General features: G+C 42.2%; 26 protein-coding genes and 1 pseudogene. 14 read left to right on the top strand and 13 right to left on the bottom strand.

Features of this window, described 5'->3' with window-relative positions:
* Positions 1–9: 9 nt before the first annotated feature.
* Complete coding sequence (locus CYLST_RS07670; RefSeq protein ID WP_015207137.1) at positions 10–549, bottom strand: hypothetical protein; 540 nt, start codon at positions 547–549, stop codon at positions 10–12.
* Positions 549–929, bottom strand: coding sequence for a DedA family protein (locus CYLST_RS07665; RefSeq protein ID WP_245587479.1), 381 nt, complete (start codon positions 927–929; stop codon positions 549–551). The genes CYLST_RS07670 and CYLST_RS07665 overlap by 1 nt, the downstream gene beginning before the upstream one ends.
* A gap of 247 nt (positions 930–1,176) precedes the next feature.
* Between CYLST_RS07665 and CYLST_RS07660 the strand changes: the two genes are divergently transcribed.
* Positions 1,177–2,382 carry an RNA-guided endonuclease InsQ/TnpB family protein gene (locus CYLST_RS07660; protein ID WP_015207135.1) on the top strand — a complete coding sequence of 402 codons (1,206 nt, stop codon included), beginning with the start codon at positions 1,177–1,179 and terminating at the stop codon, positions 2,380–2,382.
* Positions 2,383–2,558: 176 nt separating this feature from the next.
* Complete coding sequence (locus CYLST_RS07655) at positions 2,559–3,341, top strand: ABC transporter permease (protein ID WP_015207134.1); 783 nt, start codon at positions 2,559–2,561, stop codon at positions 3,339–3,341.
* 83 nt (positions 3,342–3,424) lie between these two features.
* Here the strand turns inward: CYLST_RS07655 and CYLST_RS07650 are convergent, their stop codons facing one another.
* The 3 genes from CYLST_RS07650 to CYLST_RS07640 form a co-directional block, all read right to left on the bottom strand.
* Positions 3,425–4,165 carry a Uma2 family endonuclease gene (locus CYLST_RS07650; RefSeq protein WP_015207133.1) on the bottom strand — a complete coding sequence of 247 codons (741 nt, stop codon included), beginning with the start codon at positions 4,163–4,165 and terminating at the stop codon, positions 3,425–3,427.
* 162 nt (positions 4,166–4,327) lie between these two features.
* Positions 4,328–4,729 (bottom strand): hypothetical protein, encoded by a 402-nt coding sequence (locus CYLST_RS07645; RefSeq protein ID WP_015207132.1) that lies wholly within the window; start codon positions 4,727–4,729, stop codon positions 4,328–4,330.
* A 36-nt stretch (positions 4,730–4,765) separates the two neighbouring features.
* On the bottom strand, positions 4,766–5,404 hold the full coding sequence (locus CYLST_RS07640) for a Uma2 family endonuclease (RefSeq protein ID WP_015207131.1): 639 nt from the start codon (positions 5,402–5,404) through the stop codon (positions 4,766–4,768).
* 278 nt (positions 5,405–5,682) lie between these two features.
* Here CYLST_RS07640 and CYLST_RS07635 point away from each other — a divergent pair, with 278 nt between their 5' ends.
* The 5 genes and pseudogenes from CYLST_RS07635 to CYLST_RS35795 form a co-directional block, all read left to right on the top strand.
* Positions 5,683–6,408 (top strand): pyridoxine 5'-phosphate synthase, encoded by a 726-nt coding sequence (locus CYLST_RS07635; RefSeq protein ID WP_041233496.1) that lies wholly within the window; start codon positions 5,683–5,685, stop codon positions 6,406–6,408.
* Between the two features lie 107 nt (positions 6,409–6,515).
* Positions 6,516–7,211, top strand: a complete 696-nt coding sequence (locus CYLST_RS07630) for a nuclear transport factor 2 family protein (protein WP_015207129.1) — start codon at positions 6,516–6,518, stop codon at positions 7,209–7,211.
* An 89-nt stretch (positions 7,212–7,300) separates the two neighbouring features.
* Positions 7,301–7,630 carry an MgPME-cyclase complex family protein gene (locus CYLST_RS07625; RefSeq protein WP_015207128.1) on the top strand — a complete coding sequence of 110 codons (330 nt, stop codon included), beginning with the start codon at positions 7,301–7,303 and terminating at the stop codon, positions 7,628–7,630.
* 157 nt (positions 7,631–7,787) lie between these two features.
* Positions 7,788–8,483: a hypothetical protein gene (locus tag CYLST_RS07620; RefSeq protein ID WP_015207127.1), complete on the top strand. Its 696-nt coding sequence runs from the start codon at positions 7,788–7,790 to the stop codon at positions 8,481–8,483.
* A gap of 151 nt (positions 8,484–8,634) precedes the next feature.
* A pseudogene (locus CYLST_RS35795) lies at positions 8,635–8,817 on the top strand (zinc ribbon domain-containing protein); the annotation flags it as partial.
* A gap of 596 nt (positions 8,818–9,413) precedes the next feature.
* Here CYLST_RS35795 and CYLST_RS07615 read toward each other — a convergent pair.
* Together CYLST_RS07615 and CYLST_RS35115 are read right to left on the bottom strand one after the other, a co-directional pair.
* Positions 9,414–9,788, bottom strand: coding sequence for a c-type cytochrome (locus tag CYLST_RS07615; protein WP_015207126.1), 375 nt, complete (start codon positions 9,786–9,788; stop codon positions 9,414–9,416).
* Positions 9,789–9,844: 56 nt separating this feature from the next.
* Entirely contained in the window at positions 9,845–10,024 is a 180-nt protein-coding gene (locus CYLST_RS35115; RefSeq protein WP_041233012.1) for a hypothetical protein, read from the bottom strand.
* Between CYLST_RS35115 and petG the strand changes: the two genes are divergently transcribed.
* Positions 9,999–10,112 (top strand): cytochrome b6-f complex subunit V, encoded by a 114-nt coding sequence (gene petG / locus CYLST_RS33185; RefSeq protein ID WP_011320710.1) that lies wholly within the window; start codon positions 9,999–10,001, stop codon positions 10,110–10,112. The genes CYLST_RS35115 and petG overlap by 26 nt on opposite strands.
* A 107-nt stretch (positions 10,113–10,219) precedes the next feature.
* Here petG and rsmD read toward each other — a convergent pair whose 3' ends face one another.
* Positions 10,220–10,780 (bottom strand): 16S rRNA (guanine(966)-N(2))-methyltransferase RsmD, encoded by a 561-nt coding sequence (gene rsmD / locus CYLST_RS07605; RefSeq protein WP_015207125.1) that lies wholly within the window; start codon positions 10,778–10,780, stop codon positions 10,220–10,222.
* Positions 10,781–10,888: 108 nt separating this feature from the next.
* Positions 10,889–11,524 (bottom strand): imidazole glycerol phosphate synthase subunit HisH, encoded by a 636-nt coding sequence (gene hisH / locus CYLST_RS07600; protein ID WP_015207124.1) that lies wholly within the window; start codon positions 11,522–11,524, stop codon positions 10,889–10,891.
* A gap of 66 nt (positions 11,525–11,590) precedes the next feature.
* Here hisH and CYLST_RS07595 point away from each other — a divergent pair, with 66 nt between their 5' ends.
* On the top strand, positions 11,591–12,148 hold the full coding sequence (locus tag CYLST_RS07595; protein WP_015207123.1) for a pyroglutamyl-peptidase I family protein: 558 nt from the start codon (positions 11,591–11,593) through the stop codon (positions 12,146–12,148).
* 40 nt (positions 12,149–12,188) lie between these two features.
* A complete protein-coding gene (locus CYLST_RS07590; protein WP_015207122.1) occupies positions 12,189–13,553 on the top strand; it encodes a DUF3370 domain-containing protein in 1,365 nt (454 codons plus the stop codon).
* Between the two features lie 639 nt (positions 13,554–14,192).
* Here the strand turns inward: CYLST_RS07590 and CYLST_RS07585 are convergent.
* Positions 14,193–15,515, bottom strand: a complete 1,323-nt coding sequence (locus CYLST_RS07585; protein ID WP_015207121.1) for a hypothetical protein — start codon at positions 15,513–15,515, stop codon at positions 14,193–14,195.
* Between the two features lie 584 nt (positions 15,516–16,099).
* Between CYLST_RS07585 and cruF the strand changes: the two genes are divergently transcribed.
* A complete protein-coding gene (gene cruF, locus CYLST_RS07580; protein WP_015207120.1) occupies positions 16,100–17,008 on the top strand; it encodes a gamma-carotene 1'-hydroxylase CruF in 909 nt (302 codons plus the stop codon).
* A gap of 88 nt (positions 17,009–17,096) precedes the next feature.
* On the top strand, positions 17,097–18,284 hold the full coding sequence (gene cruG / locus CYLST_RS07575) for a 2'-O-glycosyltransferase CruG (protein ID WP_015207119.1): 1,188 nt from the start codon (positions 17,097–17,099) through the stop codon (positions 18,282–18,284).
* Positions 18,285–18,329: 45 nt separating this feature from the next.
* On the opposite strand, the gene rnhA is transcribed toward cruG, so the two are convergent.
* The 3 genes from rnhA to ilvA all read right to left on the bottom strand — a co-directional run bounded on the left by rnhA (position 18,330) and on the right by ilvA (position 22,812).
* On the bottom strand, positions 18,330–19,235 hold the full coding sequence (gene rnhA, locus CYLST_RS07570; RefSeq protein ID WP_015207118.1) for a ribonuclease HI: 906 nt from the start codon (positions 19,233–19,235) through the stop codon (positions 18,330–18,332).
* 498 nt (positions 19,236–19,733) lie between these two features.
* Positions 19,734–21,062 (bottom strand): NAD(P)/FAD-dependent oxidoreductase, encoded by a 1,329-nt coding sequence (locus CYLST_RS07565; protein WP_015207117.1) that lies wholly within the window; start codon positions 21,060–21,062, stop codon positions 19,734–19,736.
* A 238-nt stretch (positions 21,063–21,300) separates the two neighbouring features.
* The gene (gene ilvA / locus CYLST_RS07560) at positions 21,301–22,812 is read right to left on the bottom strand and encodes a threonine ammonia-lyase, biosynthetic (protein ID WP_015207116.1); all 1,512 of its coding nucleotides are present in this window, start codon (positions 22,810–22,812) and stop codon (positions 21,301–21,303) included.
* A 217-nt stretch (positions 22,813–23,029) separates the two neighbouring features.
* On the opposite strand from ilvA, the gene CYLST_RS07555 reads away from it, so the two are divergent.
* Complete coding sequence (locus CYLST_RS07555) at positions 23,030–24,112, top strand: AAA family ATPase (protein ID WP_015207115.1); 1,083 nt, start codon at positions 23,030–23,032, stop codon at positions 24,110–24,112.
* Complete coding sequence (locus CYLST_RS07550) at positions 24,112–25,071, top strand: hypothetical protein (RefSeq protein ID WP_015207114.1); 960 nt, start codon at positions 24,112–24,114, stop codon at positions 25,069–25,071. Before CYLST_RS07555 ends, CYLST_RS07550 begins: the two co-directional genes overlap by 1 nt.
* The last annotated feature ends 8 nt before the right edge of the window (positions 25,072–25,079 follow it).

Here is a 25,079-nt window from a genome sequence, read left to right as displayed (position 1 = left end):
TCTGAAACGTTAAGTGATACTGCTATCAGCGTTTGATTTCACTTCCCAACGCAACAGCCTGGGCAATTGCGACACATCTAAGGCATAGTTCACAATCCAGACTACCAATTCCAAAATCAATAAATTCCGTACCCAGAGTAAATTGGTTTCTGAACCCAACAGCGTCCAACCCTCATATAACTGCCAGAAGCGGTAAGGCAGATATACATAAGGAACCATCACCCAAACTACGCTGTGATACTGCCTCAATGCCAGAATCTCTGATAAGATTTGCAACCCTAGCATCACAAGATACCAACCAAGCACGGCTAACACCGGAGTGTAGCCCCACCACAGGCCCCACAATAACATTACCAGCAGCGGCAACAGCATTCCTAGCGCCTGCACCGAACCAATCCAGATTTTAAACCACCCCGGTAGCGGTTCAGGAAGGCTGAATGGTTTAGCGTCTCTCCAGGCCCAGCCCAAAACTACAATCAAAGATGTAGCCAGCGCAAAAAATACAAGGTTTTCCAATAACAGGTAGAGGTTGGTGTTAAGTGACATCATCACCGTGCCTTGACGCTTTGGTCTGCAACATTTATTCTGGCACTTTCTCCTGGTTTCCGAGTCCTGCCTAGGCGGGAATTGGGGAATCGACCAAATTTATGTCCTGTAGCATAGCCAACATTATCACCAAGCACAGCACATACAAAAGCACCAAAAATCAGCACCCAGATGTTAAGCTCTGATTTCGGCAGAGATGCGAGAAATCCCGCTGTGAACAATAAACTATCCCCAGGTAGAAAAAAACCAATCAACAAGCCAGATTCAGCCAAGATAATTCCCCATACTCCAAAGTAACCCAGTGATTTAACAGAAACAGCAGAAGTCCCACATCTCACTCGAATGAGTGTGGGATGAATGCGCGTGAGTGAGGAATTGACCAACAGACGAAATTGAACGCAGTTCAGTCAGGATCGTTGGTCAATGACGAATGAACATTTTCTGATTTAAGAGAATCTATCCAATCTTCTACCAAAGACGTAATAGTTTTGTCTTTAGTCGCAGCGTAAGTTTGCAATACTCGCATTCTTCTTTCGCTGATTCTCAGACTTAGTCTTTTATTTTTCATAATGGGTAGTCAACGGCTATCCTTTATGTTACTATACAAACAGGTCGAAGGAAAACAAAAAAATGAGAACATCTTACCAGTACCGATTAAAGCCAACAAAAGAGCAAGCGGGAAAAATTGATAAAACGCTGGATATGCTGCGGTGTCAGTACAATTATCAACTTGCTCAACGCTTTGATTGGTATGAGCAAAATCGTTGCTATATAGATAGATGTTCCATTTTCGGTTGCCATTTACCAGAACTGAAAGATCAGCCTAACCGCTTTAGTCAGCAAGCATCATTAACTCAACTTAAAAAAGCTCGTCCTTGGTACAAAAAAATTTATTCTCAGGTGCTACAGGAAGTCCCGAAGAAAGTTGAAATAGCTTTTGATAGATGGCTAAAAGGTGACAGCAATGGCAAAAAATCGGGTAGACCTAGATTTAAAAGCGCAGGGCAATATAAAACATTTACGTTTCCTCAATTCAAACAACATCACTTTGTAAATAACAAAATTACGCTAGCAAAAATAGGTGATATAAAAGTAATTGTTCATCGTCAAATACCAGATAGGTTTGATATTAAAACCGTGTCTGTCACTAAAAAAGCAGACGGGTATTATGTAACCCTAAGTCTTGACGACAAGACAGTTCCAATAATTAAACCTGATTTTAATGCTAATAAGATTGTTGGTATTGATGTAGGTTTAATTGATTTTATTGTCACCTCAGATGATGAGAGAATTGCCGCCCCTAAGTTTTTGCGTAAAGCTGAACGTAAATTAAAATCTGCACAGCGTCGTGTTTCTCGCAGAAAGAAAGGATCTAATCGTCGTAAAAAAGCTATTAAAAACCTGGGTATTCAACACAAGAAAGTATCGGATAACCGCAAAGATTTCCACTTTAAAACGGCAAATACTTTACTCAAAAAGTACGATGTTATTGCTGTTGAGAAGTTGAACATAAAAGGACTCGCTAGAACAAGATTGGCAAAAAGTATTAACGATGCTGGTTGGGGACAGTTCATAACCATACTTTCAAACAAAGCCGAGAATGCTGGTTTAAAAGTAATCGCTGTAAATCCGAACGGTACTAGCCTTGAATGCTCTAGTTGTGGTTCCAAGGTAATAAAGCCGCTATCTCAAAGAATGCACAATTGTCCTGTATGCCATACAAGTTTGTGTAGGGACTTGAACGCGGCTATAAATATCAAGAACCGTGGGACACACGGTCTTAAAGCTCAATTAATGTCCGGATTAGGAGTCGTTGAGAAGCCCACACTCACCTGAAAGGGAGTGTGTGGAGTATGTCACTCAAATTTGGTAAATCAAAATGCATAGAATCTCCCATTGTCAAGGAGTTGCAACCAACATCTTAACGTTCAGCAATTTTCCTGAATGAAAAATCAGATTAATTTTCGGTAAAGTTGTGTTGTCTGCGGTAAGTATTGGGTTAAGGGTGCAAAATGCAAAGATATTTGAAAATCCTAAAATTATTTTGGACTGCGGCGATCGCATCTGAGTTAGAGTATCGGCTAAACTTTCTCTTAGCCACCCTCAGCAGCGTGGGAAATTTGGCAGGTAGCCTCTTTGGTCTATTCTTGTTTTACCGTAAAGGCTACACTTTTTCGGGCTGGTCATGGCAAGCAGCTTTGGTAGTTTTGGGAATATTCACCTTACTGCAAGGTTTTGCTGCCACTTTCCTTTCCCCCAATCTAAATCGCATTGTCCGCCATGTCCAGCAAGGTACGTTGGACTTTGTACTCCTCAAACCTATCCGCAGTCAATTTTGGCTTTCCACCCACACTCTTTCACCTTGGGGATTGCCAGATTTAGTTTTTGGTAGCATCATCATTGGCTACGCAGGTAACAGCCTCGGCTTAAAAATCAGTGACTACTTAGTTGGTACAGTGCCGTTGTTGTTCGGCTTGGTGATTCTTTACAGCCTGTGGTTTATGCTGGGAGCCACTAGCATTTGGTTTGTCAAAGTATACAATGCAACTGAAGTGCTGCGGGGTTTGTTGGAAGCCGGCAGATATCCGATTGCGGCGTATCCTGCGGCTTACCGCTTTTTCTTCACCTTCGTTGTGCCGGTTGCTTTTTTAACCACTATTCCAGCCGAAGCAATGCTGGGTAGAGTTCAAATTACCTGGTTACTAGGTGCAGGATTGTTAGCTGTAGCTCTGTTTTTAGTTTCCACTTGGTTTTGGCGGTTTGCGTTGCGGTTTTACACCAGCGCTTCCAGTTAGTTATGCGGTAGAAACATTTATCCAGAACTTTTTTAGAGACGTTCCGTAGAACGTCTCTACATTCTTTTCTACCAGATATCTATTTAGACGATATCTGGATTTTCCCCCAACTCCCTTAATCTAGCCGCTAAACGAGCCGCTTGTGCTTGTGCAACCTCAGCTTGTGCTTGTGCGGCTTCTGCTTCTACCTTCGCTGCTTCCTCTGGTAACAAAACCAGATTTCCAGCCACATCATAAAACCGCAACCATACCGCTGTTTCCCTATCTATGGTTCCTTCCCAAGTCCCTAACCAGAAAGATAAACGCTTACACCATAGCCACCCGCGTTCATTTGTTGTCAACGGTTGATACTGCTGATTATCATCTAAATGCCATCCTTGCAAAGAATTAGGGTCAAAAGGGTCATAGACAAAATAATCTGAAGTGCGGAAAGTTTGTTCATAAAGATTTTTCTTAATACCCTTGTCTATTGTTGCCGTAGAGGGTGACATTAATTCCACAATGACATCAGGATAGCGACCATTTTCTTCCCATACTACCCAGCCTTGTCTAGAGGTATCAGCATCAACATTGAGAACAGCAAAAAAATCTGGCCCTCGAAAATCACGGTTACGAATCTGGGTGCTGCTGTAATAAATAAACATATTGCCCCCAGTGAAATAATCATTGCGGTCAGTCCAAGCTTGTTGCAATGACCGAATCAAGACATTCATCGCTATGCGGTGACGATTTGATTCCAAGGGTTCACCATCATCAAAAATTAAATCTGTAGGTGGCATGGGGGGTTCCCAGTCCACAATGGCTAGATTGTTTTCGGTAGTCATGAGCGATAATCGCCTTTTTCATCAAGCCCTAAATTTCTATCATAATCTGGCGATCGCTTCCTAAAAGTGTTTAACATATTTGCTAAGTGCGGGATTGTTATCTGTGGTGTTGTCTTGTGTTGCCGACTCATACCAGTGGTTCGAGTTAGTAATGGTTATTAATTAGCATATTTGTAACGAAAGTTTGTCTATGATATTTTTAAGTTGGTTTACATTACAGCCTATCCTCTTATAAGAATATATATCCCTTCCCTGTAAGTCACCTATAACTTCAGGAAGTATAGTATCCATTTTTCTAGATAAAACTATAGTTGCAGCAAACGTATTATTTTCCACTATAGTTGAATGGAATTCCCTAGAATCCATAGAATATATCTCTCCCTGAGTAAATTCAGTCTCAGCTATTAAGGATGAGTAAACTAATTTTTCAGTGGCTATTAGATTAGATATATTATCATTATAAATTACCTGATAAATTTTATTTGTTGGTGCATTTTGATAATTAGAATTTAAGGTTTTAAGCTGCTTTATTCCAAAAGTAGGGATTGACCATATCGCCATCATTCTGCAAACACGGCAGCAGGGAAGACCCTCATTAAACTATAAATTATCCTTAAACCAACTCCTCAAATTACGGATAGCTTGACTTCTTCCAATGGTTAAACACTGCTGGACATACTCATTAACTAATTCAATAATTGGGATATTCGGAAAATTAGGACTAGATAAAGATTTTACATATTTTCCCTGTTGTAACAAGAAAATATCCAAACTTTGTTGTTTATATCGCCAAAGTTCAGGAACTCCCAAAAGCTGATAGTTACCAAATTGAGTACGGGAGGTAATATCAATTTCGATTGCTAAATCTGGTGGTGGGTCTATATTTAAGTCAATCCGATTTTTCCCAATTACAGCGGCTTGGTTTTGAATATAAAAACAGGCATCTGGTTCTACGGCTTGCTGCATTTGTTCATTTTTAAAGGTTGTGGAACCTAAAGGTTCAAAATCAATTTCAAGTTTGTCTAATAAAATTTTAACTAAATCACCAATAAATTCTTTATCTTTTTCGTGTTCGGGTAGGGGAACCATAATTTCTAACCAGCCGTGACTATAAGAAATACGCGCTGCACGCTTTTCTCCCATTTCTTCTAGAATGTTTTCTAACTGCTGCCAACTAATATCTTTGAGTAACATTTGTTGACCTGGTTTGACGATAATTTGTTGCAGTTCTAAAAGCATATCGCCTCAGAAATTTGGTTTGGCAATTATTATTCTCTTTCTTTAACAGTACTTACGCAACTGGCACGGCTTTGTAGGGTGCGTCAGATGTCAAAAATCTGTTTATTTGCCAGATTTATCGAGTCTGACGCACCCGACAATCTATGTTTATTGTGACACGCAGCTTTAGTCCTATTTAATAATATGACCAAAACTTAAAATCGAATTCACACACACCTCCTAACCCGTATTTCCGGTAAAATTAAGGTCTAAGGACTGTGGATTTGGAGAAACCAGGCGTGCCTACATTAGGTGTAAATATTGACCATATCGCCACCATCCGCCAAGCGCGGCGGACGGTGGAACCCGACCCTGTAGCGGCGGCGGTGCTGGCTGAATTGGGGGGTGCAGATGGCATTACCGTACATTTACGGGAAGATAGAAGACATATTCAAGACAGAGATGTGCGAATTTTACGGGAAACGGTGCGATCGCATCTGAATCTAGAAATGGCAGCTACAGATGAAATGTTAGCGATCGCACTCGACATCAAACCCGATTATGTCACTTTAGTACCCGAAAAACGGCAAGAAGTCACCACAGAAGGCGGTTTAGATATCGTCGGGCAAATTGCTAGAATAGGTGAAATCGTCGATAAATTGCAAAGCGCTAGCATTCCTGTTAGTCTATTCATCGACGCCGAACCATCACAAATCGAAGCGTCTGTCAAGGTGCAAGCGAAATTTATTGAACTGCACACTGGGCAATATGCCGAAGCTAAAGATGAAACAACACGCCAGCAAGAATTAGCGATATTAGCTCAAGGCTGTACACAAGCCCTAAAAGCTGGCTTGCGCGTAAATGCTGGTCATGGACTCACTTACTGGAACGTCTATCCTGTAGCCGCACTTCCAGGCATGGAAGAACTGAACATTGGTCATACCATCATCAGTCGAGCAGCATTAGTCGGTATAGAACGAGCAGTCCGGGAGATGAAACAAGCCATGTTGCTTCGCTCCAATTAAAAATTAAAAATGAAGAAAAATTTTTAATTTTTAATTCATCGAAGGGGAGTATTAGCTGCGAAATCCTAAACTCTTAGAGTTACATCTTTAAATCTAAAACTCCTTCTATGACCTCAACACAGTCTAACAACCTTCCGCTTTGGGTACAGGATCGGGATCAGGTGATTCAACAAAGTACTGATGCCCAGTGGCGCTATCAGGCACCACCTGATTACTCCCGCTCTAAAGAAAATCTCGCCCAAGAGAGTACACAGAATCACCTTGAAGGTACACTAGAAGCGATCGTCCAAAACTTGGTGAGAACCTTCGAGATGGAGGTATCCTTCAAAACCAACCCGCAGCAGTGGTTGTCAGTTGTGAACGACCAGTTTCGTGTTAGTACCAACGGCGGAGTAGAATATACAGCAGCAGACGTATCAGCCCAAGGTACTTACAATTTATTCATGGCTGACTCAGAACATTACAAAGCTTCTGAAGAAGACTTTGAATCATCATCAAAAATCTTTCAGTCTACATTTCCCCAAGGTTTTCCTTGGGAAGTACTAGAAGTTTATTCAGGCCCACCTAATGTAACATTCAAGTGGCGGCACTGGGGACATTTTCAGGGTGCATACAAAGACCATGCACCGACTGGAGAAACAGTGGAAATTATTGGGATGACTGTTGCCCGCGTTACCGATGACTTGAAGATTGTTTCCTTGGAACATTACTTTGATAACACCCTGTTTTTAGATAAGCTGACAGCAGGTGGTAAACAGGTAAACGGTGAAAACCAAGGAAGTCCTTGTCCCTTCAGTTCTTAGTTCAAGGGATTCCAGAAAAGTTAGTTGATCAGGGTACAGAATGCCGCACTGTACCCTTAAATTATTGATTAAGTCACCAAAGGATGAAAATGCAAACATACTATTACGTTTTGGCTAGTCAACAATTTCTTCTCCATGAAGAACCAATTGAGGAAGTGCTAAAAGAACGTACTCGGCATTACCACGAACAAGAAAAGCAAATTGATTTTTGGTTGGTTAAGCAACCAGCATTTTTGCAAGCACCTCAGTTAGCAGAGGTTAAGGCCAAGTCTCCCAAACAATCAGTGGCAATTATTTCCACCAATTCCCAATTTATTACCTGGCTAAAACTGCGACTAGAGTACGTAATCACAGGGGAATTTCAGGCTCCCTCAGAAAATATACCTGATGCCTTGGCATCTCTAGCCACCGTGTCGTAATATACTCTTATATTTTTAGCGATCGCCCCAAAGAGAAGATGAAAGGGAGACAAGGGAGAATTCTAGAATTCGTCTCCCGCAGTTTCTCCTGATTGCTCATCTCTCTCTTGGGGTAACCAAAAATATTTTTATAGTATCTTTAAAAAAATCCAATTTTATGTATCTAACGTTTGTGCAGAGATTTTCGACTTTACCAAGTGCTTTAATAATAGCGATCACCCCTTTGATCAGTGGCATCAGTTCTGTCTTTGCCCAACAAACTCTTCCCGCTTGTCAACCTCCGACTGCTGGGGAGTATGTTTTATTGGTTGTCAGCCCCACAGCAGACAATCAAAAGCAGTTACGTAGTGCCTTACCACCTGAACTTAAGTCGATAAACTGTAAATATCTCAACGAGACAGTGACGCGCATCGGTGGGTTTAAGAAGAGTGATGATGCCAATCGTTGGGCGAGGTATGTTAACAATATTGTTGGTTTGTCTGCAATTATTACCACTCGACCAACAACGCCTGCAACAACGCCTGCGACAGTGGCAACAACAGCGCCGACAATGGTGCCATCTGTAACACCATCGCAGAGAATTAGCTATCGTCCCCAAGCCTTAGGAGAGGGTTATGCAGTGCTGGTGGATTATTTCAACCGTCCAGAACTGGCAAATAGTGTGCAACAGGTGGTGGAAGGTAATGTGGGTTTTGCTTCCTATGGACAACGCCCTTACTTGCTGGCAGTCTATACAACTAATCAAAAAGAAGCATATAACACATTGCAAAAGCTAAATGAACGCGGCTTTTTTGCCGTCTTAGTAGATAGTCGTAAGGTCATGTTGCTGCGTTCAACGCTGTCTTTAAAGTAGCACTTTTTCAGGTTACCTATTCGCTATAGCTGAGGTTTATCTAACTCAGCAAGAGCTATTTTGAAACAGGTACAAATACCCAGCCAATCAGGTCTAAAATCACCGGACTCTTAATTCATTCCCAGTCTAATAGGGAAATTCGGCTTAAGCCTATAAAGTAATAAAGCCGCTATCCCAAAGAATGCACAATTGTCCGGTTTGTCATACAAGTTTGTGCAGGGATCTAAATGCGGCTATCAATATCAAGAACCGTGGGATGCACGGTCTTAGAGGTTGTTTGAAAAGTATCAAAATTGATCGAGATCCCCCCTTGCCCCCCTTTTTAAGGGGGTAAAACTTCTTAAAGTCCCCCGGAAGGGTAGCCAGCGCGGTCTTGGGGGTCTCCACGCCACATGCTTCTCCCAAGGGGAGACGCTGCGCGAACAAGTCGGCGGAGCCGCCCAACGCAGTGGCTCCCCATGAGCGACTGGCGTGGATTTAGGGGGATCTGCTGGTGCTTAATACATCACCAAAAACTTTTCAAACATCCTCTTAAAGCTCAATAAATGTCCGGATTAGGAGTCGTTGAGAAGCCCACACTCACCTGAAAGGGAGTGTGTGGAGTACGTCACCTATTAGCCTCAGAATGAATTCTGAGACAACATTATTCCTTAGTATAGGCTCCAAAAATTCCTGAACTTACAAAAAAAACAAATTGAGGTATTTGGTATATTACTTAATAAGAAAAAACCTTTACTCAGTATATGCCTTTGTTGTTACCCTAGTGATTAAAATGCCTCAAGCACACCCAAGCAGTTGGATATGGATAGGATGGATAGGCAACAAACCAATAGTTCCGGCTTTACCATCTGATGTCGCTAACAGCATCCGTTAAGCACTAGCTATTGGTTGGCAACCTTATAAGCCTGGTGGTTGACTTAAAATCACATATCAAAGACTTTCCAAATAGCTCAAAAGGTCTGCCATTTCTTGGGAGCTAGGTTGGAATTTGGGCATAGGCGGGGTTTCGCCGCTAATAACTTGGTGAATCAGTCCATAAGACGACTTATGCTTAGAAACGGCTTGCAAACTTGGGCCTACTAGCCCAGTTGCTTCCAAGCCATGACACCCAGCACAGTTAATTTGAAAGATCGCGTGTCCTTGCACTGGGTCTCCTGTCCGCGATAGAACACTCTTGATGTATGGATCAGAGGCTCGAACTATCTGAACACCAAAAAGTCCCAAAGGGACTGCTAGCAGTATCGCCAGAGCCAATAAAGCGATCCGCTGAATCAGAATTTCAGGTTTGATAATCTGGTTATCCAAGAGGTGTGCTGTTACAGACTAAGTGTGCAAGAAATATTTTAGTTCCTACACATAGCTTAAAAGTTAGCGATCGCATCTGCAAGCACAAAAGATAATTTTTCTTTGTGCGGTCGCCATCCTAAAACCAGATATAGCGAGGGATTCACGCCAGATTTGGTAAAATCAAAAACAGGAAACAAATATTGAGTAATCGCAAAAAGGAGATCTCCAGTGGTTGAACCCCTGCTATCAGGCATCGTTCTTGGTTTGATTGTCGTCACCCTCAGCGGACTTTTTTACGCTGCCTATAAGCAATACAAGCGCCCCAACGAATTGGGCGGCTGAGTCTTGAGTGCTGAGTCCTGAGTCCTAAGCGGGGAGTTGGGGAATATCTCAATTCCCCCCTGTCTCTTGCCTCTTACCTCTTGCATGAGTGCCCCTTGCCTCTTGCATTACTCAATTTCCCCGTCAGCCACAGTTGTGTAGAAAGTCAGTGCTGTATGTCCATAAACTTTCTGACGGCAAATTTCCCAAGGGGGGATTTCTGGTGGCGTCCATCCTTGAGAACTATGTTCAACTGCTATTTCACCACCAACAGCTAAAAGTTGATAGTGTGCGATCGCATCTAAGGCAGGCTGATACACACCACTGGCATAGGGTGGATCAAGGTAAATTCTGTCAAACTGCCTACCTGATAAACTTTTTAACTGCTGGATGACATCTCCTCGCAGTACCTGAAATTTTTGCTCAGTACCAGCCACCTGCTGCCAGTTTTGCTGAATAATGGCACAGGCTTGGCTCGATTGTTCAATTCCCACAACGAAGCTGGCACCTCTACATAAAGCCTCAGCGCCCATTGAACCAGTACCCGCACACAGATCCAACCATCGGCACCCGGCAATAGTTCCCTGCCAAATATTAAAGACTGCTTCCCGTACCCGCCCACTGGTAGGTCTAGTTTCTTTGCCTGGTAAAGTTTTTAGCTGGCGATTCCCGTAAATTCTTAAAGTCATTGGTCATTGGTCATTGGTTATTAGTCATTGGTTATTAGTCGTTAGTCATTAGTCATGGAAAAAGAGTTAACAACTAACAACTGACAACCGACAACTGACAACATAACCTTAAGCAAAGACTTTTTCGCGGACTTGAGCAACAAAATTAGACAGAATTTGCAATCCGATGTTCGAGGATTTTTCGGGGTGAAATTGAACTGCCATCAAGTTATTGTGTGCGATCGCTGCTGTTACAGTCTGATTCCCGTGGGTGACGGTTGCAGCCCGGATTTGTGGCTCAGTTGGCTCAACATAATAGGAATGAACAAAATAAACCCAAGGTTCCGATGGTAAATGCTCCCACAAAGTACTTTTTGGCTGAGTCAGTTCCAGTTGATTCCAACCCATGTGGGGAATGGCAATCTCTGGTTCTGGCAGAAACCGTTTCACTTTTCCGCGCACAATTCCTAGTCCTGGTTGGGTACCTTCCGCACTTGATTCAAAGAGAATTTGCAGTCCCAAACAAATGCCTAAGAAAGGTTTACCAGATGCGATCACCTCTTTAATCGGTTGTTCCAAACCACGTGCTCGCAAGTTTTGCATGGCTGGATCAAATGATCCCACTCCAGGCAAGACTATTGCATCTGCCTCTGCCAATTCCTTGGGAGAAAAAGTAACTTTAGGAGTTGCTCCAGCTTTCTCCAAGCCTTTGCAGACTGAGTGCAAGTTCCCCATATCGTAGTCTACGACCGCAATAACTGGCATTTACCTACTCCCTGTAAATTTATTATGGAGGGCTTTTTCTTATTCTAATAGTAAATAATATTAATTATGACGAAAACAATACTATTAACTTCTTTTGACACTTGGCTAGAGGAGCAACAGTCAAATTCTTCTGATGATTTATTACTAGAACTAGCCAAACTGGCTTCAGTCCCTGATGATTTATTTTTTTTACGCCTGCTACCCGTAGATGTGCAACTCGCCAGTTCTCAGGTTATTGCCAAAATCAATGAACTCCAACCTGATTACGTCATCTGTTGTGGCATGGCTGCTAGCCGCAGGCAATTGAGTGTGGAAGTAGTTGCTCGTAATACAAACATCTTACCTGTAGAATCTACAGACACCTTGCCTCTAGATTGCGGGGAAAGTATTTTGCAAACAACCGTTGATTTAGAGCAGTTAGTAGCAGGAACAACAGAAATTCAGATTAGCTATGACTGTGGTAAGTTTGTTTGCGAAGGGCTTTATTATTCGGTGTTGGACTATTTACGCCAATCTCAACTCTCGGTTAGTTGCATCTTTGTTCATGTTCCTGTATTGAACCAAGAAAATTTAAGCGGAATCCTCCCCGATTTCGTCTTAATTCTTAACAATTTGGCATCTTGATAAATTTGTGGGCGTCTGTTTAGAAAAAGTATCTAAGTATATGTTGCCGTTATTGCTAAGTTTGACCATTGCTCAATCAACTCCAATCACACCACCAGCAGAAGAAGTGGTACAACCTCAACAAGTGCGCCCTTTAACAGGCCAGCTAGATAGAATCCCGGTATTTAACAGCAATAGCCCAGAATTGGTATTGAATGAAGGAATTTTACTCTCTACCTTTCCAGTCAATGGAAAAAAAGCGCCAACGGCTCATTTGAATTTTCCCTTTCGGGGAAGATTTGATATTTTTGCCCACCACATCGCTAGGGCGGAACCAGCCGATAATTTGCGATCGCTATATTTAGGGATAATTCTCCATAACCCTAGTTCGGAAACTGTAACTGTGAATATCTTGCAGGCGGCGAGTTATTTAAGTCAACCGGATGCCCCATTTATTCAGTTACCCTCATTTAGCCCCAATGCTTTGGGGACAATTTTTGCTGGGCCAGGCGATCGCGCCATGTCTGATATCCTGAGAGGAAAGCGACAAGAGATTTTCCCGTCTCAAATAGTCATTCCACCGGGACAAAGTCAGATGTTAATGAATCTGCCAATTCCCGTCCTTGGACTGACACCGCCGCTCAATGGTCGTTCTACATTAATGCGACTGCGGAGTAATGGCACTATCTATGCAGCTAGTTTAGCGATGTTTGCTAGGGCAAATGCCGATGGTAGCGAACGTGCCCCTAATCTCGAAGAATGGCAAAATTTACTAAATAACGGTGATTTGTCTACCCCACGAGATAAAGTACCCACTCCCCTAGAGGAAACAGGTAAACCAAGAATTTATGGGCGTGTAGCTGGAGTAGCTGGTGGTTCTCAGTGGCGAGCTTTTTTAGTCGATAGTCCAAAAGCTAAATCTTTGACAATTCCTCAACCTGGCCAAGCTTATTCTTACGCCTTAAGCACACTGCATGGCGGCACCTTGGGAACCGGACAAATTCAGAGTGCATCGATGTTGGTGCGCTATCCTGATACAGCTTATCGCGCTCACGGTAATTATGGAATTCAATATAGTCTCAAATTGCCGCTATATAACAATACTCAAAATCCGCAGACTGTGAGTATATCTGTGCAAACGCCACTGAAAGAAGACCAGTTGACGAAATCAGGGTTACGCTTTTTTACTACACCAGCCCGTCAAGTCTTTTTCCGGGGTTCGGTGCGGGTACGTTATAAAGATGAACAAGGACAGGTGCAAACCAAATTTGTGCATTTAGTCCAAAAAAGGGGTCAACCAGGGGAACCGTTGGTACTATTAAAGATGAAAGCAGGCGATCGCTCTTTAGTAGACGTAGATTTTCTCTATCCCCCAGACGCCTCACCGCCCCAAGTCCTAACAGTTTCTACCCAACCACCTCAATAGACAATTCCGGGAACGCACAAACCACCCCACGGCTGCGTTCCCTAACCCAAAACCCAACCGTAGGGTGCGTTCCCTAACGCACCATCTCTAGGATATTCAAGAAATAAAACCAAAAATCATATTTACCATTTTTTCTCAAAACGTAAGTTTACTTAGCTAGGGCGACTACTTACAGTGTTTACTTTTGCTAGGCATCGTATCTATTAAACAGGTACTGTTTAAGAACCACTCAAAATTGTAAACGCCTATTGCAGTTGCAATAATAGATATTACGACTACTAAGCTAGTAGTCCAAGGTTTTATCTCACGCATAGATTGTTTTGTGATGATGAATTGTGGACGATATACCCTAGTTACATTACCCAAACCAAGTTCTAGTAAGTACTGTTTTTAATAATACGTTCTACAATACACCATACCATGTTTCAGAATTATCTCGTTCCCAGTCTCCGACTCTTAATGCAATCAGTACGGCTCTGCCGCCGATACGGAAGGCGGCAGCCCTAAAGTAGGCATTCCCAGCCTCTTGCCATAAAATCTAGCTCTTGTGGGGTGGGCGTCGCACTACGTGCCGCTACGCTAACGCCCGCCCATAACAGGCGAGACGCCTGTTCCACAAGAAAATCATAATGGACAAATTTAACGAAAACCTTTGGCTGGTTTTTTCTGTGTCTTGGTTTTAGACTGAGATTTATTAACTTCGGCTACGGCTTCTTGAAATAAATTGTGCAGATGTTCAGGGACACTGGCAATTTCTGGTAACTCTGGTTCAATGGGTTTATGATATTCTTGTAAAAGCGCGTCTAATTCACTTTCAAGGCGAAAGTCTGGACGTTGCAGAAAAGTTTGTAAAACCTTTTCTAACTGCGTTGGGTACTTTTCGGCTAAACGATGCCAGATAAAAGCGTTAATACTTTTGTCTTCGAGATAATAGCGAATCAGTTTTTCGCTACCTTCAACACTTTCACCGTCCTGGGCTGATAAAATGGTCTGGATTTTACTGTAGGTTGGTAAAAACATTTGCCCCCAACGAGGATGAGAAAGCGCCGTTACCTGTTCTGCTTTTTTGAGTTCAGGGGGTAAATCGACCTTTGGCGTCACCATTTTATTCTTGCTGCTATTAAATACCTGGGAAACTGTGTCGGAGTCAGCACCAAGCTCTTTCGCTGCGGCTGTGATTTCTTCTTCTCCAACTCCAGCTTGTTCTGCCATTTCTGCGAGAGATTTAGAAGTATCAATTCCTGCTGCGGCTAAATGTTTATCAGTAATTACTTGTTGAAAATCAGCAATTTTTTTATTTAGTTGATATCCAGGTAGTGTAATTTCATCACTGCCAAAAAAGTCTACAAACTGCTGATGATATTGGATGACAGACTGCCAAGCTAATTCTAGCAATTCTGGAGCATCACTATAAAGATTATGTTTATGGTTTTCTTTAAAGTTACCAATTGCTACAGCAAGTTTTGGTTTTCCGAGTTTACCCATCTGTGTGTAGGGTCCAGAAAATGTCCAATAGCTTTCGGTAACGGGTGAAATGCGGGTTAGTAATATTTCTCCGGTCTTTAGGCGAGATAATTCTTGTAGTGTTTGGGGATTGTTTGGCTTGACAATATAGTGTTTGTCTGTTAGCCAGTTCATCAACTCAAAGCCATCGGGTAGGGTATTAACGATCGCAAATAAGCCGATAAAACTATCATGCCAGCTTTTAATCAGATCGCGATCGCTCTCTGTTAACTCAGGATGGCTGTTAACAAACAACTCCAGCGGTGAGGAATCAGCGATTTTTCCTTCTGTAATAAAGCTATCAATGGTTAAGTTTTGCTGGGTGCTATCCCCAGAACCACGGCGGAACTGTTTAGCTGCATAGGTTTCTAGCGCTTGTGCGAGTTCACCTTCTGCATCCAAGACAAAATCGACCAAGGCTTGTTTGAGTTCATGCGATCGCTTTAATATGGTATCCACTGGTCTAGCTCTTGTTTCAACAATCGTCAGATTAAAGCAAACGAGAGGACTTTAGCATCTAGCAATAGCTAGATTTGTGAGGTGAAATCAGGTAATAGCGAGAACTAGAAAGCTGGCGCTTTGCGCCATCAGTTACACCACGCGGTCGGCAATCGCAGCTAGGACTACCTTAGCTTGTGAAACCGTTATATAATGGCTAATCTAGCGGCAAGTGTGAGAACAGAACCACCATGATCCCTAGAAGGAGCTACGGTTGGTTTTTGGCGATTTCTCACCCACCCCACTTTTGGTAGTAGGCACTTGCTTCAATTCACACTCATAGCAACGTAGTCTCCTCCTGAATTATCGTCAGGATTGTCGAGAGAGGTGGGATTCGTCACGATTTACGGAGTTAAAGATGGCTTAAACTATCAACCTATCATTATATTTTTTATCGCCCCAATCAATCAGCGGTGAAGCTCTCTCCAAAAAAGCTCAACAACTTTGCAGAGAATTACGGTAGAAATCGGTTAAATTTGTTCATAAAGATTTGTAAACTGTTAGCAGCAGAGTAGCCGCGTGTCACATCTTGTTAAGGAAATATCATGAGACAACTTGTTATTGCTGAACGCGTATGTCTGATTGGTCATATCGTGTCGATGGTGTTTGGATTAGTAGGCATACTACTGGTCGTACCTAATGCCGAAGTAATTTTGAACTTATCCGAAGTTGGACAAACCGCCATGCAGTGGAGTATGGCTGGTGGCGGTGTAGTTTATATGATTTTGGGTGCAGTAGGCGTTTTCCTATATGCTTACCGGACGTTGGGTTTAGGTCGCACTTTGGGCTTTTTGCTGCCTTCGGTGTTGATTTCTTTAACCAGTGAATTACTAGGAACCAGCACAGGCTTTCCTTTTGGTCACTACAGCTACCTCAGCGGCTTGGGTTATAAAATTGCAGGTTTAGTACCGTTTACAATTCCCTTGTCCTGGTTTTATGTGGGATGCGTTTCTTACCTGCTGGCGCGTGCAGGTTTAGAAGTAGACAAAAAACCCAGCTTGTTACGTCACTTTGGGGCGATCGCCTTGGGAGCTTTACTGCTCACCTCTTGGGATTTTGTGCTTGATCCCGCAATGAGTCAAACTTCTCTACCCTTCTGGTATTGGCAACAACCGGGGCCTTTCTTTGGTATGCCTTACCAAAACTTTGCTGGCTGGATGGGTACTGGCGCCTTGTTTATGACTGTGTCGGCGCTGTTGTGGAGAAACCAGCCAATTGAATTAGAGCGATCGCAACTCAACGTTCCCTTGGTAGTTTATTTAGGTAACTTTGGTTTTGCTACAGTTATGAGCTTGGCTGCTGGGTTCTCCATCCCGGTGTTGCTAGGGTTAGCGCTGGGTGTAGCACCTGCTGTATTGCTGTGGTTAAAAGGCGGTCGTACAGCAGCGACTGTTGCTGTCGAGTCAGCAACCAAAGAAGTCTCAGTTGCTAGTGTCAAAGTGGCTTTCAAGTAAGCCAACAACTTTAATGTAGCTTCTGGAGATGTGAGGTGCGGCATACTCCGCACCCTCCCAGACCTCAGTTAATATTTTTGATATTTATTTGCTAATTATTTTGATCAGCGCCATTTTTCTTCTATTACTACTTATCCAATTACCAGCAACGGCGATTTTGCTTTCGCGACTGTTGCAAGGACCAAGACGCCAACCCCCAGTCCAAGCCCAACAGCCAACCCAAGAACTTTTGGGTAGCGTGAGTATTGTCATTCCTACACTGAACGAGGCGCTGCGGATTAGTCCCCTGTTGGCTGGCTTAAGTCGGCAAAGCTACGAAGTCCGGGAAATTATCGTCGTTGATAGTAAATCCCAAGATGGTACACCTGACTTAGTCAAAGCCGCACAGCAGAAAGATCCCCGCTTTCGGCTGATCACAGATGACCCTTTACCGAATGGTTGGGTGGGACGTCCTTGGGCGTTACATAACGGCTTTTTGTCTAGTTCAGAAGCGAGTCAGTGGTTTTTAGGGATGGATGCTGACACTCAACCTGATTTTGGTTTGGTTGCTGGGTTGCTCAAAACTGCCGAAGCACAAGACTATGATTTGGTTTCCCTATCTCCCCAATTCATTCTCAAGTATCCAGGAGAATGCTGGCTACAACCGGCTTTGTTGATGACTCTGCTTTACCGATTTGACCCAGTTGGGATTAATACCCAGCAACCAGAACGGGTGATGGCTAATGGACAGTGTTTTTTGTGTCGGCGCTCTGTTTTAGCGGCTGTGGATGGTTATAGCAGTGCTAGGGGTTCTTTTTGTGATGATGTGACATTGGCACGAAATATTGCCACCCAAGGCTTTAAAGTGGGCTTTTTGGATGGTGCAAAAGTGCTGAAGGTGCGGATGTATGAGGGAGCGATGGATACATGGAAGGAATGGGGACGCAGTCTCGATCTTAAAGATGCTGCTTCCCGCGCTCAAATTTGGGGAGATTTATGGCTACTCTCAGCAGTTCAGGGTTTACCGCTGTTGATTGTCCTTGCTTACCTCTTGAGTTCTTCTGTTATCGTCCCTTCGTTATCTCCTCAGTTCTTAGTATTGGCATTGAATATATTTCTGCTAGTAATTCGTTTTGCTTTGTTATTTGCGATCGCACCTTCTTATGATCGCCAAAGCGCCAAAGGTGGTTGGCTGTTCTGGCTTTCCCCCTTGGCTGACCCTTTAGCAGTGCTACGAATCTTCTTATCTGCCGCACGCCAGCCGCGAGAATGGCGGGGGAGAAAGTATGGTCATTAGTCATTGGTCATTAGTCATTGGTCATTGGTCATTGCCTATTGCCGATTATTCCTCGCTCTCTACTTGATCCCCACGTTCTAATTCCCAGAGAATTTGATTACCTTCACGTCTTACCCGCGAAACTATCCAGTTTCGCCAACGCCATTGGTCTCCCCGACTCGTAACAGCGCTGGCGTGGACATCCATTAAATCTGCTAGTTCGGAACTGGTGATTAAGTAGCCTTTATCAGCAATTTCGTCAGCAATTCGGAGAGTTTCAACTAAATTGCGGAGTTGTGAAACCCTGATTTCAGAAGGTTGTGCTTCAATTGTGGTCGCAGACGGTGCCGTCGATGGTTCCATAAAGGTTATGTCTGGTGCAAAAGTACTGCTTTCCTGTGTTTGTTTGTGAGTTATTGAAGAGTGTAAGTCAGAACCAGCTACTTTTGCTACATTTATTTCTGTTGCTGGAGGTAAAGTTTGATGGGTATTAGGTGAGGGTAATTGTTGTAGAGATGGGATTTTGCCGCTGGCGTAGGAACGGGCAATTACATCACAACGCTCGTTACCTATGTTACCAGAATGTCCCCGGACGTGTTGCCATTTTACTCGTTTGCTATTGAGTTCGTCGAGAGTTTCTAAAAGGTCTTGGTTTTGGACTGGGTTTCCATCTGACTTTTTCCAACCTTTCTTTTTCCAGCCTGTTACCCACTTGGTAACGCAGTTAATCAGATATTCGCTATCGGTGTAAAGGGTGATAGGTTCAGTTTGTCCAGATGTTTCCAAAAATTGCAGAGCTGCGATCGCCGCCTGCATCTCCATTTTATTATTGGTGGTATGGGACGCTCGATCTCCCATTTCGTGAACTGAGCCATCATTAAAGTAGACGACAACAGCCCAACCACCAGGGCCAGGGTTGCCGGTGCAAGCGCCATCAGTGTAGATACTTTGAATTGTGCGTTGGGTAGACATGGGGGGAAATTTAAAATTTAAAATTCATAATTTAAATTGTGCCAAAAAAATTTTTTGACCAAACTCACTGAAATCTTGGAAAAATTGCCAAATACTATGACTCTTTAATTCCCGGATTTTTGAACACCGTTTTTAGTTAGTTTTTACCTTTTTTAGATGGTAGCTTTATTTCCACAGTGACTTACTCAGAATTGGGAATAAGCTCCGAAGATAATTTTTCGGAGCTTTATTACTCAATCAAATAAAATATCATATATCTAAAACAAATGAACTATAATTATGCTGAAGCGGACTTTTCCCTCAGCATTCGCGTTACGACGCTTCCCATTTGGGTTAGCCGACGTTGCCCTAATTTTAGCTCATCAAGCAAAAGCGTCATCGCTAACCCCATCACGTCCACCACAGCATCAATGCTGTAACCCAATCACACTAAGAATCACAGCTTATTTGCAGTTAATGTGGTTTCAAAAATGCCGCTGGGAAAGCAGTTCGCTACAGTTAATTAATGCTAGTGTTAACAGTTTTTGCTTCTACAAAAGCTTCTCGACCTGTAATCAATCTAGAGCGACGATTACGAGTGATATAATTCCACGCCCACTGAAATACTACTAGTAATTTAGTGTCAAACTCGATTAAGAAGTAGATGTGAACTAATAGCCAAAATGCCCAAGCAATGAAACCTGTGAGTTTGATTAAGCCTAAATCTACAACAGCTAAATTTTGCCCAATCATCGCCAAACTACCCACATCGTTGTAATTAAATTGTGGCAAAGTCTTACCTTGAAGCCGTCGTTGAATTAGTTTACCTACATACTCTCCTTGTTGTTTAGCTACGGGTGCAACACCAGGTAAGACTTTACTATCTTGGTGGGAGAAGTTAGCTAAATCTCCAATTACGAAAATGTTGTCATAACCCTCGATAGACAAGTCAGGTTCTACAATTACACGCCCAGAGTAATCGCACTCTACACCTGTAGTTTCTTTTAAGACTTTCCCCATTGGGGAACCTTGAACACCTGCTGCCCACAATATAGTTTTTGAGGCAATTTCTGTAAATTTATTGTCTTGCTTGAAAGTAACAATATCACCTTCAATATTTGTCACCCTGGTGTGAGTGTGGAGTTCTACACCCAACGTTTGCAAAGATACTGCTGCTGATGCCGATAACTCTGGCGCCATGTGTGGGAGGATGCGAGGGCCCCCTTGTAATAGTAAAATTTTCGTTTCTGAGGTGTCGATGCTGCGGAAATCTTCTTTGAGAGTTTTGTATGCCAATTCTGCGATCGCACCTGCTAATTCTACACCAGTCGGGCCACCCCCCACAATCACAAAACTCAACCAAGCCCGGCGTTTTTCAGGATCAGTTTCTTTTTCTGCTGCTTCAAATGCGCCAAATATCCGGCGACGCATTTCTATCGCATCTTCTACAGTTTTCAAGCCAGGAGCAACTTTTTCCCAGTTATCTTTACCAAAATAGGAATGGTTAGCACCTGTGGCGACAATTAATGTGTCATAAGGTACTACTTCATCACCCAAAGTTACTTGTTGCGCTTTTGGGTCAATATCCTTTACTTCTCCTAACAACACCTTTGTATTCTTGCTTTTGCTGAATACAGATCGCAATGGTGCGGAAATATCAGAAGGTGATAGCGTACCTGTGGCAACTTGATATAAAAGCGGCTGAAATAGGTGAAAGTTGCGTTTATCAATGAGAGTAACATTTACATTCGCTGCATTCAGAGCCTTTGCTGCATACAGTCCACCAAAACCACCACCAACGATTACAACCTGATGTGGTGCCTTATTTTCTTCAAGTGAAACTACCATAAAAAATATTTCCTTGTGTCAAGAGGCTTGTAATTATTCTTAACAAGAAAATAACAAAATTATGATGAGCGTCGCTGTTTATTTAGAACAATTGAAAAAATCATAAAAGTGCTCAATATGTCTGCTGTCACTGAGTTTGATTCGTTGCACTAAATTTATTTATGGGGATGTTAATTTTGAATTTTGAATTTTGAATTTTGAATTCCCCAAAGGGGTCGATTTTGCCTGAAATCAAAAATCATCCCAAAAACAGCTTATATGCAGGATTCTGGCTTTCATCCCAGTAGCGATAGCCGAGAGTATCGAGAAATGCCTGCCACTCTTCCATCTCGTGGGGCGGAACTTGCATTCCTACCACAATTCGCCCGTAGTCTGAGCCGTTGTTGCGGTAGTGAAATAGGCTGATATTCCAATCAGGACACATAGAAGCGACAAACTTCATCAATGCACCGGGACGTTCGGGAAATTCAAAACGGTAGAGTAATTCATTGTGCGCTAAGGGAGAATGTCCGCCTACCATGTGCCTTAGGTGCAATTTTGTCAGTTCGTCGTCTGTTAAATCAAGGGTTTTTAAGCCGGCGTTTTCAAAGTTTGCTACCATTTTGGCAGCGTCAGCCCGGTTTTGAATTTGCACCCCAACAAAAATATGTGCTTCTTGTTGGTCGGCTATGCGATAGTTAAATTCTGTTAAATTGCGATCGCCGATACATTCACAAAACAAGCGCAGACTTCCCTGTTCTTCGGGAATTGTCACCGCAAATATCGCTTCCCGACGTTCACCAAATTCTGCCCGTTCTGCCACAAATCTCAGGCGGTCAAAGTTCATGTTAGCACCGCAGGCAACGGCGATTAAGGTTTGTCCTTGAATTTGTTCGCGTTCGGCGTAGACTTTTGCAGCGGCGATCGCTAATGCCCCCGCAGGTTCTAAAATTGAGCGTGTATCCTCAAACACATCTTTAATCGCGGCACAGGTGGCATCAGTATCCACCAAAATAATTTCATCCACATACTGCTGACATAAGCGGAAGGTTTCTTCCCCCACTTCCCGCACCGCTACACCGTCAGCAAATAACCCCACCTGAGACAAGCGCACCCGATGACCAGCTTTGAGAGATTGAGACATCGCATCAGCATCAACCGGTTCAACGCCGATAATCTTGATATCAGGACGCAACCGTTTAACATAAGCCCCAATTCCCGAAATCAAGCCGCCCCCACCAATAGCCACAAAGATTGCATGGATGGGTTGTTGATGTTGGCGGAGAATTTCCATCCCGATGGTTCCCTGTCCGGCAATTACATAAGGATCATCAAAAGGATGTATAAAGGTTAGCCCTTTTTCTGCTTCTAGTTGTCGGGCGTGAATACAAGCTTCATCAAAGGTATTGCCATGTAATACCACCTCTCCCCCCCGTGCTCTAACTGCATCTATCTTTACCTGGGGTGTAGTGACCGGCATGACGATAATTGCTCGCGTTCCTAGCCGACTTGCACCGAGGGCGACTCCTTGGGCATGGTTACCAGCGGAGGCAGTGATTACACCTAGAGACAGCAAATCTGCTGGCAGGTTTGCCATTTTGTTATAAGCCCCCCGCAGCTTGAAAGAAAAGACTGATTGCATATCTTCCCGTTTCAGCAGGATTTGATTGTTCAGCCGTGCGGAGAGGTTAGGAGCATAATCCAGTGGTGTTTCCTGGGCAACATCATACACGCGGGCAGTCAGGATTTGTACCAGGTAATCACAATACATGGGGTCAAGGGTTGGGCATTTGGGGATGGATGTTAATTTTACTCTAGTTGGGTAGTTGTTTTGCGGCTTGTTGGGCGGGATGCGATCGCGCCGATTATAGCGCGTATACACGCTATAATAAATAATGAACGGGCTGACAAAGTACTTTTGTCTGATAATGCCTGGATAATTAATTATTAATCACCTTTCTACTGAAAGCGTTAATTTTTTCAGCTATATGAAGTTACACTCATTGGATATAGAAAACTTTCGAGCTATTAATAAAATCTCTTTAGATTTTACAGATTATCTTGCTCGTCCTAGACCTATAAGCTTAATTGTTGGACCAAACCAATCTGGAAAGACTTCCATTCTAGATGCTATTCATGTTGTAGTCAAAGTCTTTGAAAACCCAGCGACTCCATCGTTAAGGGATGGGTTGCAGTATAATGTTCAGCAATTGGTTAGAGGTAGAGGAAATATAGCTAAAATTTCGTTTGAATATTCAATTGACAAAGATGAAGCCAAGGCGATAAATAATGTTTATTCTTCACTTGAATTACGCCAACACTTTGATTTATCTAATGCAAATCAACCACCTCTAAATAATCCAGTTAAAGTAATTTGGACTTTTCCAAAGAATCTAGACATTAATACATCCAGGAAAAATTTATATGACTACAAATATGAACCAGATAATTCCATTAAAGTTCTAGGGGCACGAGGAAGAGCATCTGAGGCAGTTTCTTTAAATCTTCAAGATCATGAGATTTTTGATAAAATTGGTGGTGTTTGTTACTTAGATCAAAGACGGAATGTTAGACTTTTCAAAAATATCACTCGTGAAAAAGACGAAAAAAAGGTACACAGTGATGTTCTATCTTGGCTGAATGAGTATTATCGAAAAGACGTAACTTGGAATGAAAATAAATTTGGAGAATCCTACTGGAAGAGAGTACAAAGATTATTTAATAAAATTTGTTTTCCTTCAAAATTAATAGGTTTAGAGTCTGGGCCTGCATCTGATGCTCTAATTCTCAAAAAAAATAATATAGAATATGATTTATACCAAATGAGTTCAGGTGAACACCAAATTTTAAGAATTTTGGTTGGTTTAGCAGCAGACACGGCTAAAAATTCTATTGTTCTAATCGACGAAGTAGAACTACACCTGCATCCTACTTGGCAAAAAAGATTAATTCAAGTACTTCGAGAAGATGATTCAAATAATCAATATATATTTACTACTCATTCCCCTACTGTGGCAGAAATGTTTTATGATTTTGAAATTATAACCTTGGGTAATTTGGAAGAAAAATAATGCAGATTCTGAATGATTTATTGTATATCTTAATTGAAGGTGAGCCAAATAGCCCCGAAGTTCAATTCATCAATCGAGTTATCTATAAACTGATTTCTGAAACAATTTTACCTAATATAAACTTTGAAGTGCTTGAGGTAGGTGGCAGTGGAAACTTTAATTCTCTTGCTAAAATTATATATAGAACAAGTAATTTACACAAAACAATACCAGTAATTGCAATTGCAGATAAAGATTTTAGAACACAAAGCCAAGTTGATGAAACAGTCGGTAAAACAGATAGTAAATTAATTGAAAATAAAGCTGCTAGAATAATTTATTGGCAAAAGCATGAATGGGAAAATTTTTTGTTGGATGAAACGGAAACGATAGCTAGTCTTTTCAATCAGATACCTACTAAAACATCACAGGATAAGCCGTTTAGAAGAAATACCACAAATACTTTAACAAAAGAAAAACTAGATGAATGGCTAATACAGTATTTTCAAACCTCTATTATTCAAGAATTAGTTCAATGCTTAAAGTTCCGATTTAGGGAAAAATCTAATTTACGGTTTAGTTTAGATAACCCAACATCTTTGCTTTTACCAGATATTAAACCTTGGTATAGAAGTCAAATAGCTAGTAAAGCTAGAGAATCTAAAACAAATATAATTCATTTAAAATCTCTGCTTGATGACAAATTACAAGAAGAATTTTGGCAATCCTGTCTAAATAATCCAAATACGCTAGATTTTGCTAAAGCAAAGAGGCTTTTTCGAGGTAAGGAAGCACTAGAAAGGTTATGTAAACAAGCTGCTCAACATCTTTTAATAGAAAATATGAGTGATAAAATATTTGTTCAGAAAATACTTTTACCGGAGTTAGAAAAAAATGTAGATTCTCCTATTGTTCGAGAGATAAATGGGATGTTGAATCCCTATTTTGAAAGAGCTGCCAATTCTCGATCAGCATCTTAAAATAAAGC

The organism is Cylindrospermum stagnale PCC 7417, from assembly GCF_000317535.1.
Taxonomy (GTDB): Bacteria; Cyanobacteriota; Cyanobacteriia; order Cyanobacteriales; family Nostocaceae; genus Cylindrospermum; species Cylindrospermum stagnale.
The sequence above is the reverse complement of the archived record's forward strand: the minus strand, read 5'-3'. Positions and strand labels throughout refer to the sequence as shown.